Annotated in this window: 12 protein-coding genes, 1 tRNA gene and 2 pseudogenes; 11 read left to right on the forward strand and 4 right to left on the reverse strand. The window is 38.7% G+C overall.

Features of this window, described 5'->3' with window-relative positions:
- Positions 1-56: 56 nt before the first annotated feature.
- Entirely contained in the window at positions 57-392 is a 336-nt protein-coding gene (uspB, locus tag ACU696_RS03075) for a universal stress protein UspB (protein WP_004906561.1), read from the reverse strand.
- A gap of 450 nt (positions 393-842) precedes the next feature.
- Here uspB and uspA point away from each other — a divergent pair, with 450 nt between their 5' ends.
- Positions 843-1,277, forward strand: a complete 435-nt coding sequence (gene uspA, locus ACU696_RS03080; protein WP_004263149.1) for a universal stress protein UspA — start codon at positions 843-845, stop codon at positions 1,275-1,277.
- Between the two features lie 266 nt (positions 1,278-1,543).
- Positions 1,544-2,878: an NADP-specific glutamate dehydrogenase gene (gene gdhA / locus ACU696_RS03085; RefSeq protein ID WP_004263145.1), complete on the forward strand. Its 1,335-nt coding sequence runs from the start codon at positions 1,544-1,546 to the stop codon at positions 2,876-2,878.
- A gap of 83 nt (positions 2,879-2,961) precedes the next feature.
- On the opposite strand, the gene rsmJ is transcribed toward gdhA, so the two are convergent.
- Together rsmJ and prlC are read right to left on the reverse strand one after the other, a co-directional pair.
- Positions 2,962-3,732 (reverse strand): 16S rRNA (guanine(1516)-N(2))-methyltransferase RsmJ, encoded by a 771-nt coding sequence (gene rsmJ / locus ACU696_RS03090; RefSeq protein ID WP_115166329.1) that lies wholly within the window; start codon positions 3,730-3,732, stop codon positions 2,962-2,964.
- Complete coding sequence (gene prlC, locus ACU696_RS03095) at positions 3,725-5,767, reverse strand: oligopeptidase A (RefSeq protein WP_209102298.1); 2,043 nt, start codon at positions 5,765-5,767, stop codon at positions 3,725-3,727. The genes rsmJ and prlC overlap by 8 nt, the downstream gene beginning before the upstream one ends.
- A 309-nt stretch (positions 5,768-6,076) precedes the next feature.
- Between prlC and ACU696_RS03100 the strand changes: the two genes are divergently transcribed.
- The 3 genes and pseudogenes from ACU696_RS03100 to rhuM all read left to right on the forward strand — a co-directional run.
- Positions 6,077-6,171: transfer RNA gene (locus tag ACU696_RS03100), tRNA-Sec, on the forward strand.
- A gap of 252 nt (positions 6,172-6,423) precedes the next feature.
- Positions 6,424-6,603: pseudogene (locus tag ACU696_RS03105) on the forward strand (DUF932 domain-containing protein); the annotation flags it as partial.
- 41 nt (positions 6,604-6,644) lie between these two features.
- Positions 6,645-7,009 (forward strand): annotated as a pseudogene (gene rhuM / locus ACU696_RS03110) (RhuM family protein); the annotation flags it as partial.
- A 177-nt stretch (positions 7,010-7,186) separates the two neighbouring features.
- Here rhuM and ACU696_RS03115 read toward each other — a convergent pair.
- Positions 7,187-7,549: a YibL family ribosome-associated protein gene (locus ACU696_RS03115; RefSeq protein ID WP_109912301.1), complete on the reverse strand. Its 363-nt coding sequence runs from the start codon at positions 7,547-7,549 to the stop codon at positions 7,187-7,189.
- Positions 7,550-7,888: 339 nt separating this feature from the next.
- Between ACU696_RS03115 and ACU696_RS03120 the strand changes: the two genes are divergently transcribed.
- From ACU696_RS03120 to ACU696_RS03145, 6 genes are all read left to right on the forward strand, one after another.
- Positions 7,889-8,446, forward strand: a complete 558-nt coding sequence (locus ACU696_RS03120) for a tyrosine-type DNA invertase (protein ID WP_004266220.1) — start codon at positions 7,889-7,891, stop codon at positions 8,444-8,446.
- A 941-nt stretch (positions 8,447-9,387) separates the two neighbouring features.
- Entirely contained in the window at positions 9,388-9,777 is a 390-nt protein-coding gene (locus ACU696_RS03125; RefSeq protein WP_004263121.1) for a helix-turn-helix domain-containing protein, read from the forward strand.
- 82 nt (positions 9,778-9,859) lie between these two features.
- Entirely contained in the window at positions 9,860-10,423 is a 564-nt protein-coding gene (locus ACU696_RS03130; RefSeq protein ID WP_004266219.1) for a fimbrial protein, read from the forward strand.
- 84 nt (positions 10,424-10,507) lie between these two features.
- Positions 10,508-11,035 (forward strand): fimbrial protein, encoded by a 528-nt coding sequence (locus ACU696_RS03135; RefSeq protein ID WP_042851703.1) that lies wholly within the window; start codon positions 10,508-10,510, stop codon positions 11,033-11,035.
- 29 nt (positions 11,036-11,064) lie between these two features.
- The gene (locus ACU696_RS03140; RefSeq protein WP_196719957.1) at positions 11,065-13,596 is read left to right on the forward strand and encodes an outer membrane usher protein; all 2,532 of its coding nucleotides are present in this window, start codon (positions 11,065-11,067) and stop codon (positions 13,594-13,596) included.
- A gap of 13 nt (positions 13,597-13,609) precedes the next feature.
- Positions 13,610-14,359 carry a fimbria/pilus periplasmic chaperone gene (locus ACU696_RS03145; protein WP_004266216.1) on the forward strand — a complete coding sequence of 250 codons (750 nt, stop codon included), beginning with the start codon at positions 13,610-13,612 and terminating at the stop codon, positions 14,357-14,359.
- Position 14,360 lies beyond the last annotated feature (1 nt).

Raw genomic sequence — 14,360 nt, forward strand, 5'->3', positions numbered from 1 at the left:
AATAGTGATGATCGAAAGGCCATCACTATTTTTTCATTAGAAAGTTACGATCATAGTTAACCTGTTATCAATAAATACGCTAAACTCACGATAACAAGTATGCTGAGCCTGCTTATCATCATGAATTGCTTACGGATTCGCTCACAACGCAAAATAACTTCAGGGTCATAATGTTCAAGGTATTGTTTGTTATTTATGTATCGAACTAACCGGAGTTGTTTGTTTAGCTGGCCGTGTGTAGTAAAAAAACCATTACCATCAACGGATTGATAAAGCAGAGGGTCTGAATCCCTTAAAATAGACAATAGAACACGAACGGAAGAAAAGTACCGCATCATATTTAAGATGCACAAAATGCATAATGCCCAAAACAATGCAATCATACTGAACATAATCCTCTCCTTAGAACCTAGCTCAAGCTCACAGCAATTGTCGCAAAGGAAATACAGCAGAAAAATTATACTTATACTCAGTTATTTTATTGTAGGATAAATTATTGTTTAAAAAAAGTGCAATTAGCGCAAATTTGTGATGACCTTTTGTTTATATTGAAGAAAATAAACCTGAGTTACTGAACTTTAATATCACAGTTTGCTGGGCAACTTTGTTGTTTTACTAAGCTAAAGAGTCTCCATAACTCGAATTTTTTAGGGCAATATATTAATATTGAATGAATGATGTTATTGTTTTATAAAATGTTATATGAAGTGATGATTTTAAGGTTAATCTGCTTAGATGTGATCAAAGCAACACTTAATAATCACAATTAGCAGGTATAGTATTCATAAAGATGTGGTGAAGGCATAACCACCAGATAATCAGCATTCGGAAGGAGTTTACTTATGGCTTACAAACATATTCTCGTTGCGGTAGATTTATCACCTGAAAGTAAAGTATTACTGGATAAGGCTGTCTCTATGGCAAAACCTTACGGGGCCAAAGTATCTATGATCCATGTTGATGTTAACTATTCAGACCTCTATACCGGTCTTATTGATGTCAATCTTGGTGACATGCAGCAACGTATTACTGATGAAACGCGTAATGCTCTGAAGGATTTGTCTGCAGGTGCAGGTTATGAAATTCAAGAAACACTCAGCGGTAGCGGTGATCTAGGCCAAGTACTGGTCGATGCCATTAAAAAATACAATATGGATTTAGTGGTCTGTGGGCACCACCAAGATTTCTGGAGCAAGCTGATGTCGTCTGCTCGCCAGCTAATCAATACAGTCCATGTGGATATGTTGATTGTACCACTAAATGATGATGAAGAATAATCCATATTACGCCATTTGAAATATTATTCACTAAAAACGCTTGCTTATGCAGGCGTTTTTTTTGTTTCAAAATATGTATTTTGAGGTAGTTATTGGCAGGTCAAGCAATTTATTTTGCTATAGAGTGAAAAAAAACCTTGAATTTAGAATACAAACTAATGATATATTCAATAGGCAAACGCAAATCAACCTCACATTTCCTAAAAATAATGATAAGAAAGAGTGAGGCACATCACAACAACTACATGTTAAAAAGGAAGACATAGATGACACAATCACTATCTTCGTTCTTGGAGTCTGTCCAAAAAAGAGACCCTTCTCAACCTGAATTTCTACAAGCGGTACGTGAAGTATTCACTTCCCTTTGGCCGTTCTTAGAGCAAAATGCGAAGTATCGTGACCAAGCATTACTTGAGCGTTTTGTTGAACCTGAACGTGTGATTCAATTTCGAGTGTGTTGGGTAGACGACCAAGGTAAAGTTCAAGTCAACCGTGCATGGCGTGTACAATTTAGCTCTGCAATCGGCCCATTCAAGGGTGGTATGCGTTTTCATCCATCTGTGAATTTATCCATTCTGAAATTCTTAGGCTTTGAACAAACACTGAAAAATGCCCTGACCACATTGCCAATGGGTGGTGGTAAAGGTGGCTCTGACTTTGATCCTAAAGGTAAAAGCCATGGCGAAGTGATGCGTTTTTGCCAAGCATTGATGACAGAACTTTATCGCCATATTGGTTCTAATACTGACGTCCCTGCGGGGGATATTGGTGTGGGTGGACGTGAAGTGGGCTTTATGACAGGTATGATGAAAAAACTGTCTAATGACACTTCTTGTGTATTCACCGGTAAAGGATTGTCTTTTGGTGGTAGTTTAATTCGCCCTGAAGCAACCGGTTACGGTTTGGTTTATTTCACAAATGCAATGCTAAAACGCCATGGCCTAGGCTTTGAAGGGATGCGTGTAGCAGTTTCCGGTTCAGGTAACGTTGCACAGTACACCATTGAAAAATGTATGGAGCTTGGCGCTAAAGTGGTTACAGCTTCTGATTCAAGCGGTACTGTGGTTGATGAAGACGGTTTTACAACAGAAAAACTTGCACGTTTGGAAGAAATCAAAAACAACTATGGTCGTATTGAAGAATATGCAAAAGAGTTTGGCTTAACTTACTTAGCGGGCCAGCAGCCATGGAATGTGCCTGTCGATATTGCTTTGCCATGTGCAACACAAAATGAGCTGGATGTTGATGCAGCAAAAGTGTTAATCAAAAATGGTGTTAAAGCGGTCGCTGAAGGGGCTAATATGCCAACGACGATCCCTGCAACCGAACTGTTCCTTGAAGCGGGAGTGCTGTTTGCTCCAGGTAAAGCGGCTAATGCAGGTGGTGTGGCAACGTCAGGTCTTGAGATGGCTCAAAATGCGGCTCGTCTAGGTTGGAAAGCAGAAAAAGTTGACGCTCGTCTACACCATATCATGTTGGATATTCACCAGCACTGTGTGGAATTCGGTGGCGAAGAGAAACAAACAAACTATGTTCAAGGTGCTAATATCGCGGGCTTTGTAAAAGTCGCTGATGCAATGCTTGGGCAGGGTGTGTTGTAATTCTCTGACCTCAAAACGTACGCGAAAGGGCGGCTGTATCATACTGATAAATTCACCTGTACATACGCCCTTCGCCGTTACGTTTATTCGTTATTTTTAATGCATGGATAGATATCAAACCGATGGTTTTTAGTGGTAATCGCTGATGGCGCTTTTTGTCCCGCAAGGGGCTCTGCATAGTCAGGGCGCTTAACAACTACCCTACGTTTAGCCAAAGTAATCGCAGGGGCTAATAATGAATCTGCATCATCATCTGCTCCCACCAATGACTGAAATACTCGCATTTCCTTCTTCACTAAAGCACTTTTTTGCCGATGAGGGTACATCGGGTCGAGATAGATAACATCAGGCGCGTGGGTTATTTCACTCAGAGCGGTAATACTGGATGCATGGATCAATGACATTCGCTCTTGTAACCATGGGCCAATTTCTGCATCTTGATAGCCCCGTTGTAAGCCATCGTCTAATAGGGCAGCAACCACAGGGTGACGTTCCAACATGCGGACATGGCAACCGAGAGCGGCGAGAACAAAGGCATCACGCCCTAGGCCAGCAGTGGCATCAACCACATCGGGAATATAATCTTTTTTGATTCCCACAGCTTTGGCGACCGCTTCACCACGACCCCCTCCAAATTTACGGCGATGGGCCATAGCCCCAGAGACGAAGTCGACAAAAATTCCCCCTAATTTAGGTTCATCTAGCTTACGCAGTTGTAAATTTTCAGGCGTAAGCACGACAGCCATAACGGCATCAGGGGTATGAGAAAGCTGCCATTTTTCAGAAAGTTGAGAGAGCGTGCCGGGATCGGCACCCTCTTCACAGATCAACTGGATCGCAATGTCATTAGCCATGGATACCATAGCTCTTTAACATCGCATCGAGTTCTGGTTTACGACCACGGAAGCGTTCAAACAGCGCCATTGGCTCTTCAGAACCCCCACGACTTAGGATATTGTCGAGGAAGGACTGACCCGTTTGACGATTAAAGATACCTTCTTCACTGAAGCGTGAGTATGCATCTGCCGCGAGTACATCTGCCCACAAGTAGCTGTAATAACCTGCGGCGTATCCCCCCGCAAAGATATGGCTAAAGGCATGTGGGAAACGTGACCATTCAGGGGAGGGTACGACAGCGACTTTGTCTTTAATTGCATATAACGTTGGCATGACTTGCGCACCTTTTGCTGGGTCATATTCAGCGTGTAAGGTGAAGTCAAATAGACCAAATTCCAACTGACGCAGAACAAACATGGCTGACTGGTAATTCTTCGCCGCTAACATGCTATTGAGCATTTCTGTTGGTAATGGTTCGCCTGTTTCATAATGGCCAGAAATAAATTCGAGGGCTTCGGGCTCCCAGCACCAGTTTTCCATAAATTGGCTTGGTAGTTCGACGGCATCCCATGGCACACCGTTAATCCCTGCAACATCTGCAACATCAATTTGCGTTAACATATGATGTAAACCATGACCAAATTCGTGGAATAAGGTAGTGACCTCATTATGGGTAAACAGGGCGGGTTTATCACCGAGTGGCTTATTGAAGTTACAAGTTAAGTAAGCGACAGGGTTTTGTAGTGAGCCATCTTTATGCACCATACGACCCACACAATCGTCCATCCAAGCCCCACCACGTTTATGTTCGCGGGCGTAGAGGTCAAGGTAGAAACTACCGCGCAGAGTGTTGGTATCGTCATAGAGTTCGAAGAAACGTACATCTTTATGCCATGTTTCGACGTCATTGCGCTCTTTAGCGGTTAAACCATAGATACGATGAACAACCTCGAATAACCCATTCAGGACGCGCTGTTCAGGGAAATAAGGGCGTAACTGCTCATCATTTAATGAGAATTTATGCTGTTTTTGTTTTTCGCTGTAATAGGCTAAATCCCATGATTCAAGCGTATCGACACCATAATGCTCTTTAGCAAAAGCGGTCAGTTCAGCCAGTTCATTTTCCCCTTGCTGATGAGCTCGGTCGGCTAAATCATTGAGGAAATTCAGCACTTGCTCTGGCGATTCGGCCATTTTGGTCGCTAGGGATTTTTCTGCGTAGTTTTTAAAACCTAATAATTGCGCTAGTTCGTGGCGTAAAGCCATCAGTTCATCAATTAATTCGCTGTTATCCCATTTACCTGCATTTGGGCCTTGGTCAGACGCACGGGTGCTATATGCATGGCTCATCTCACGACGTAATTCTGCGTTGTCAGCATAGGTCATAACAGGTAAATAGCTTGGCATATCAAGAGTGAGTAAGTAGCCTTCTTCACCTTTTGATTCAGCCATGGCTTTTGCTGCAGCAATTGCACTTTCTGGCATACCCGCTAATTCATTTTCGTCTTTAATGAGCTTACTCCAACCCATGGTAGCATCAAGAACGTTATTGCTAAATTTAGACGCTATCTCCGACAAACGTGCGACGATTTCACCGTAACGTTGCTGTTTTTCAGCGGGTAAGCCAATGCCGGATAATTCAAAATCACGTAAGGTATTTTCGATGGATTTACGTTGAGCTTGGCTAAGGGAATTAAATTCAGCCCCTTCTTTTAATGACTTATATGCTTGATATAAAGGCTCATGTTGCCCCATCCAAGTACTGAATTCAGACAATAACGGCAAGCATTTTTCATACTCTTCGCGCAGTTCTGGGCTGTTTTTCACAGAGTGCAAATGACTAACTGGCGACCAAACACGAGAAAGCTTATCGCTGGCTTCTTCTAAAGGTTGGCATAGGTTGTCCCAAGTGTATTGATCCGTTGCACTCAGCAGGTTTTCTACAGTTTGGCGATATTCATTGAGTACATGTTGGACTGCGGGGAAAACATCCGCAGGCTCTATAGTAGAAAAGCGGGGTAGTGCGGAATCGGCTAATAATGAATTTGTCATAAAACATCCTGTGATTGCAGGCTTGTGCTCGTAGGCCAAGGCTTACTGTATTGACAATAAAAGTTAAATGGCGAACTTATACCCAAATAGGGTTAATGTTATGGATCATATAACCAGTACGCCATAGCGAATATAAGAAAGTATATGGGGGCAGATGTACAAACCTCAATATCAATCTAACGTTTTTTCTTATTAACACTTATCAATAAATGGGTTTTTTGTTGGCTTTTATCAATAAAGGCAATAGTTGTAGTTTCAATGCTTTGGAAAATAATGAATTCAGTCTATAATCACTTTCCAATCTATAGAGGAAGATCGTCGTCTCCGGTGAGGCGGCTGGATTTCAAATCCAGTTGGGGCTGCCAGCAGTCCCGGGCAGGTTCGACTCCTGTGATCTTCCGCCAAACGCAGTTTCTGAATTTCTTCCAAAAGCTATATTTTCTTTGTAAATCAATAAGATTAATCATCTCAAAGTCTGTCTGATTCTCCCCTTGTTTACTGGTTTCTACCCCTGTTTGGGGGCAAAATTGGGGGCATAATTTTTCCCTATTTTTTGGATGCCCCCACAATGAAGCTTTACGCCCGCCAGGTAGCGGCCTCAAGGCCAATGGTAACCCCCTATAAAATGACCGATGGAGGGGGGTTATATCTCGAGGTTATATCAACGTTTGCAGGAGAGCTTAATTAAAGGTGGATTATCGGGCCGAAATGCAAAAGGTAAGCGAGCTCGTACTTGTTCAGTAAATGGTATTGATGGGGATATTAAATTAAATAAAGCATTGTGGGTGATGACTGAAAAGATGCACAAACATTTTTCTTGCAGAGAATGGATATAGGTAATAGTAGTACATTGTTTTTACATAAAATAATGTGCTTGCTAGCTATTTATAAGTCGGGCGAAGTGCGTAAAACGGATGTGACGGTTGCGAAGAATTATCTACGTGAAAATGAACTGAAGGAATTAAACCGTATCGTCAATATGTGGCTCGACTTTGCCGAAGACCAAGCACTGGCCGTAAGCAAGTATTCTTACAAGATTGGGATACTAAACTGGATCAGTTTTTAAGTTTCAATGACCGAGACGTATTGCAAGGCGCTGGTGGAATAAGTAAGAAAGCCGCTGATGAAAAAGCTAAAGAGATATTTGATATTTTTGCTCAAAAACGTCGTCGGTTAAAAGAAGCGGAAAGAGCGAGAGCGAATATCGCGGCGCTGAAAGATTTGCTGAAAATAGGAAAGTAGAAAAATAGTAGAATCACTATTTTTAGTTAAATTGCTAAAATTAGCTTAGTACCTGAGGTGGTCGTAGTAAACAAGGGGGAGCTCATACTCACTAACGGTTCATAACCACGAAAAGTGTACTAAGAACCTTTTAGTATTAGTGAGTCATTACAGCTTTTAGTTAGGTTGATTCCCTAACTAGAAATCAGCCTTAGAAAAACCAGTCATAACATCCAGTTCCATTTCGCGGCCTAATGCCGTCATTGGATGGACAATTATCAAACCTCGCACGGACTTCTTCAGCTTGCCAAGATCGGCTTGTTCTTTCTTAGTGATTGGGCGTTTGAATGGCATATCGACTAACTTCTGTGCTTCTTTGCTGAGCTTTTGGTTACGCACTGCTTTCAGGCGAGTAACTTCAGTTTCCAACGTCACTTTTTCTTTTTCGAGTTCTGCGTATTTTTCTGCATCGCTCGTCAGTTGCATACTTGCCATCTGGTGACGAATAAGGTCTAAGCGGTCGCTAAGAAGCTTAATTTGTGTTTTTTCAATTTCTTTCATTATTTAATTAACCGTGAATAAATTTCTTGTCGGCAAGTATACACTATTTCGTATTAGAGGGTGAAAAGGGATATAGACTAACACCCCATGTGACGACGCCTTTATCGCTCATCATTCATGCAATGAAAACAACATAATTACTTTATAAATCAACTTATCACTCAACCACTCACAATTCTGTTTTTTTATGCCTTAGTGATATCATGATTAAGTGCTTGCATTTCGGTATCATCACTGACCTTTCTGACATATTATATTTAATTTTCTGAAAAATTATTATTTTTAGTTAATTTATCGTTGGTATATAGCAAAATATAACGAGGTATAGATGAGATCATAATGACTAAACGTAAATTTATTACACGTACAGAGGTGAATTCTTTATTGGATGCTACAAAGCAAGGTCGCTATCCTAATCGCGATTATTGCTTGTTATTAATGAGCTTTTTGCATGGGTTAAGAGTTAGCGAGCTCACTCATATCACAATGGCTGATATTGATTTAGTGCAGAAAGTGATATTTATTAGGAGACTAAAAGGAGGGCTGTCTACCGTACAGCCTATAATTCCCGAAGAGTTTAATGCGATTGAAAAATGGCTAGCTGAAAGAGATTCTTGGAAAACAGCGGGATCAGATTGTTTATTTATTTCACAAAAGGGAAGCCAAATTTCTCGTTATCAAATTTATCGTTTATTTGAGCAGTATGGAAAAATAGCTGGGCTTCCTGTAAAGCTTCATCCTCATATGCTAAGGCATGCATGCGGCTATGCATTAGCTGATTTGGGCCGGGATACACGATTAATTCAAGATTATTTAGGGCATCGAAATATCGCTCATACTGTAATTTATACTGCGAGTAATGAAAAAAGGTTTAGTGGTATTTGGTTGAATCAATAAGCAATTTAATGACTTGTATCAACATAAGGCTAGCACTAAACATAATAATATGAACTAAACACCAAGAATACCTCAGTTATTTAGGCAATTGATTTGATAAAACTGAGGTATTCTTGTGCATATTAAGTGCAATAATTATTTTGAAAGCCACAAACAACATACTCAACTAATTTATTTCACAGCCTTTAAAAATAAAATTAGTTAATAATTTTATTTATTCTTTTTTTTTGAATTATCATGATTTAATTACTCCAATTAAGAGTGACAGCAAATCACTTTCGTTGTTAACTAATTGTTATCATATTTTAATCGTTTTTTTTACAATAATAGTCCGTTTTTGATTGCTAAATAAAGCCACTCTGTGAAATGGTAGGATGTAAGTGAAATTATTTAGATGATAAATTCATGTTTTTGGTTTTTGTAAGTTAAAAACTTTTAATTTCCACTGTAAAATACAGCAATATAATATATAACAAAAAAATTAATCAATTATCAATGATAATCAATTGGATAAATAAAATATCTATAAAAATCAATCTATAATGCAACATAATAAATCAAAATGTTCAAATTACCTAATAAGTATAATTATCAGACTAACTAAAATCAAACAGCATAAAACTCTGTTACTGCAATGCATTTTAGAGGTAATTATTAATTAATGTAAAAATTTGTCATTAACAACAAAAAGTTATCATTCATGATTTTATTTGCAATAAAACTAGCTAGTTAAATTATCTAGTTTTACCATTTTTATTTATAAATTAAAGATTTTAATTCTGACGATTCTTATATATAAAACAATTTACCTAAAACTTATTTAACGCAACATTTTGATTTATTTTGTTGCGTTTTTTTTTGCATTTCAAAAAATAAATTGTTCACTTTATAAGCGGTTCTGATTGTTTTGCCACATTACACAAGGCTTTAATTGGTGAGATATGAAAAGTAATAAATTAAAGACCAGTATAGATAGCTTTCAGAAAATACTAACTGAACAAATTGGCATGGAATTATCGCATCTTAGAAAAGAGAAAGGGCTTAGTGGTAGTGATCTAGCTAAAAAATTAAAGATATCACAACAACAAATATCTCGTTATGAAAGAGGAATATGTAGCATTAATTGTGGAATGCTATTTTCAATTTTATTTTATCTAGAAATTAGCCCGAGTGCATTTTTTGAAAGTGTATCATTGAAAATAAATGAAAAAAATCCTAGTGCTAATTCATTTATTCATAATAGTGAATGCTTATCCGATGAAAAGGATAACTACCATTATATTTTTAATCGACAAACAGAAATTATTTTAAATTCTTTATACAGCAAATAGTTATTTTAAAAATAATAAATTCTAACTATGCCCTACATCATGTTGGGTAATCATCACGTTGTTATATATAAATGAGGTTCAAATGAAAAAAGTATTTTTAGCCGCGCTAGTTTCTGCCGCTATTGCATCTCCAGCACTTGCTGATCAAGGGCATGGTAAAGTCACATTTAAAGGTGAAATCATTGATGCACCTTGCTCAATTAGTTCAGATTCTATTGACCAAACAGTATGGTTAGGCCAAATCGCTAACTCTGTTTTAGCGAATGGTGGTACTTCTAGCGCGAAGCAATTCAATATTGAATTGGAAGACTGTGTATTCCCGAAAGATGCAGATGATAAAGTGTACAACGATAAAGTGAGTATCACATTCTCTGGTGCTAGCGCTGCTTTCAACTCTAAATTACTCGGTGTAACAGGCTTAGATGCAACAGACCCAACTATTGCTGGCAACGTGGGTATTCAATTAACGGATACTAATGGTGCAGCGTTAAATATGGGAGTTGCAACAGCTCAAGAACACCAATTACAAGCGGGTGATAATACATTGCGTTATAGCGCTTATGTACAAGGTGCAAACGTTGCGGTTGATAAAATTCCATTAGGTAAATTCGAAGGCGTAACTAACTTTACCTTAACTTATAACTAATTGATTAGTTTAAGAGGAATACCTTTGTGTTCCTCTACTAATCACCAAATTAAGTCAGAGGTTAAAGTGAAAGGATTTATCTATTTGCGAAGAAAAGTATCTTCTCTATTTCTTCTAACATTATTTCTTTCGCCACAAATGGCTGCATCATCTCATGGATGGGGAAAAGTCACGATGAATGGCGAAATAGTCGATACTGCCTGCGCAATAGATATTGGGTCTAGGGATCAGACCATTAATATGGGGGTGCTTCCAACAAGCTATATTCGTGAAGTTGGGAAAGGCCCCATAAAAGAATTCAATATTAAGCTCATTGATTGTCGTTGGGAAAAATATTCGAAAGATAATAACGAATGGAATTCACTCGAAGTCACTTTTGATGGTCCATCAGAAGGTGATTTTTTCACACTCTCGGGTGAAGCAAAAGGAGTGCAATTGGCATTGCATGATATATCGGGATATTCCATTACACCAGGAAAGCCATTACCCGCATTAGGAATTACGCCAGGGACAATGATCCTGAAATATCAAATGCAATTAGTCACCAATTATCATCCTGTTAAAGCGGGTAATTACCAAACCTTATTAAGGTTCAAGGTCGATTATTATTAATTCTAAGAAATTATATTGGTGTTTTAGGGATGTTTTTTATGTTTTTTAAACAACACAAAATAAATATAATAACGACAACGATAATGATTACATTTGGATCATTATCCGCTCAGTTATATGCTGCCGATACCATACAATTTAATACGGCATTATTTGATTTAGAAGACAAAAAAAACATTGATATTAAGCAATTCTCACGTGCAGGCTATATTATGCCTGGTATTTATCCCCTCAAAGTACAAGTAAATAAAGAAACTTTACCTGAGCAACGGTTTTCATTCTATGCGCCAGAAAACGACCCTGAAGATAGCCTCGTTTGTATCACACCAGAACAAGTCCAGCAGCTAGGATTAACAGCTAGTTCGTTGAAGCAAATTACGTGGTGGCATAATAATGAGTGTCTTGATTTACGCAGTTTGCCTGGCTTTCAAGCTCGAGGGGATTTATCTGACTCTACGTTGTATCTGAGTATACCTCAAGCCTACCTTGAATATAGAACAGCTAACTGGGATCCGCCTTCTTTGTGGGATGAAGGAATTTCAGGGGCTATTTTAGACTACAATATAAACGCAAGAGCGAATAAGCCTCATGATAACAATAGCAACTATAATGTGACAGCAAATGGTGTCGCAGGTGTGAACCTTGGTGCATGGCGCTTTAGGGGAGATTGGCAGGGGCGTGCTCAACGAGAAACTGGCTCGAATAGTAAAAATGAGCATGACTTTCAATGGAGCCGACTATACGCCTATAAAGCGTTAACCAGTATTAAAGCGAAATTGACCTTGGGTGAGGACTATTTTAACACCGATTTATTCGATAGTTTTCGATTTACAGGTGTTGGCTTACGCTCTGATATCTTAATGTTACCACCTAATTTACGTGGGTATGCACCTGAAATAACAGGTGTTGCTACGACAAATGCGACGGTGATTGTTAGCCAACAAGGGCGAATTATTTATCAAGAACAAGTCGCCGCGGGTCCTTTCCGTATTCAAAATTTAAGTGATGCGACGACGGGAAAACTGGATGTTCGAATCGAAGAGCAGGATGGTTCGGTTCAAGAATATCAGGTTGAAACAGCCAATATCCCTTATTTAACTCGACCAGGTAGTATTCGATATAAACTAGCGATGGGTCGCCCAACGGATATGGATCATCATGTCAATGGAGATACATTTGCGAGTGGTGAAATGTCGTGGGGTGTCACTAATGGTTGGTCATTGCTTGCTGGTTCATTAAATAGCCAAGACTATAATGCATTCAACGTGGGTGTCGGTCGTGACTTATTGGCATTTGGTGCCTTATCTTTCGATATTACGCATTCTATTGCAAATATTCCTAATGATAAAAAACTCACAGGTAATTCTTATCGAATAAACTATTCAAAACGTTTTGATGACTATGATAGCCAAGTTCAGTTCGCAGGTTACCGATTCTCAGAACGCAGTTTTATGACTGTAACCGATTTTTTAACGGCTAAAGATTCAGGTGAGCGTCAAGGTAGTAATAAAGAAATGTATGTGATCTCTTTAAATAAAAACTTTAGAGAATCGAGAATTACAGCTTATTTAAACTACTCGCACCAAACCTATTGGGATAAGCCAGAAAGTAATCGCTACAATTTAATGGTGACAAAAACCTTAGATTGGGGAAGCCTGAAGAATATTAATATTTCGTTATCGGCCTATCGTAATAAATATAACGAAACAAATGATGATGGCCTGTATATCTCAGCTTCAATGCCTTGGGGAAATGGTGCAAATATTGGTTATTCATTACAAGCAACACGGGATGATACTGTTAATCGAGCAACCTATTATGACAAATTGTCAGATAGAACCAATTATCAAGTCAGTGCAGGTTCGACCAACAAAGGTGGAACCGTAAGCACCTATATTACCCATTATGGTGATAATACTAAGTTAACTGCGAATGCCAGCTATATTCATAATAATTACACATCATTTGGGGTAGGGGCACAAGGCGGATTTACCATGACTTTAAATGGTGCGGATGCTCATCGAGTCTCAAATATTGGCGGAACTCGTTTGCTCATTGACACTGATGGTGTGGCTAAAATTCCCGTATCAGACCGAGGGATACCTATTGCATCAAATGCATTTGGTAAAGTGGTTGTCCCTGATTTAAATAGCTACTACCGCAGTAAAGTTAAAGTCGATTTAAATGCATTACCGAATAATGCCGAGGTAACGGATTCTATTGTTCAAGCGACATTAACAGAAGGCGCGATTGGCTATCGCAAATTTAATGTGTTGTCTGGTGAAAAGATGATGCTTTCAATGCGTATGTCTGACGGTTCTGCACCGCCATTTGGCGCTCAGATCACGAATTTGAAAGGAAAAGAAACGGGAATAGTCACTGATAATGGATATGCCTATGTTAGTGGTATCAACCCAAATGAAGTCATGATTATTCATTGGGGTGGTGAAGCACAATGTGAAATTAATTTTCCTGAAAATTTAGAAACAATTAACCAAGGATTATTTATTCCTTGTAAACCATTATCAAATAAACGTAATGAAGCAGATAATAATCTGTAAATGAGTGATTGCTATGAAAAAATTAACTAATTTATATATCAGTACTATTTTATTAAGCAGTTTAGTTAGCGGAAGCGCATTCTCGGCAATTGCTTTAGATAGAACCCGAGTTATTTTTAATGGCGATCAAAAAAGCGTTTCAATTACTATTACTAATAAAAATAACCAGCTACCTTATTTGGCTCAAGGGTGGATTGAAAATATTCAAGGGGTAAAAATCACTTCACCGTTTGCTGTATTACCGCCGGTACAGCGAGTTGAACCCGAAAAATCAAGCCAAGTCCGTATTGAGGCGCTTCCTGAAATTAGTCAGTTACCGCAGGATAGAGAAAGTGTTTATTACTTTAATTTAAGGGAGATCCCGCCAAAAAGTGATAAACCGAATGTTTTGCAATTAGCGTTACAGAGCAAAATTAAATTATTTTATCGTCCTAAAAGTATCATGCTAAGCGAAACAGAAATGCTGAATAACCCTTGGCAAGAAAAAACACAGCTTATTAAGCAAGGTGACCAATATATCATTAAAAACCCAACTCCCTTTTATATCACGATTATTGGTGCGGCTGAGCGAAAAAATTCACCGGTAAATCAGAATTTTAAGGCAGTTATGGTTGCACCATTTAGTGAAGAAAAATTAGGAGTTCCAAGTTCTACTGTGGGGGCAAATCCGGTATTGACCTATATAAATGACTATGGTGGCCGGCCAAAACTTCAATTTAAATGTCAAGCAAATACATGTCAGGTTGTTCCTGAAAGTAAATAGA

The organism is Providencia sp. PROV_01 (assembly GCF_053098325.1).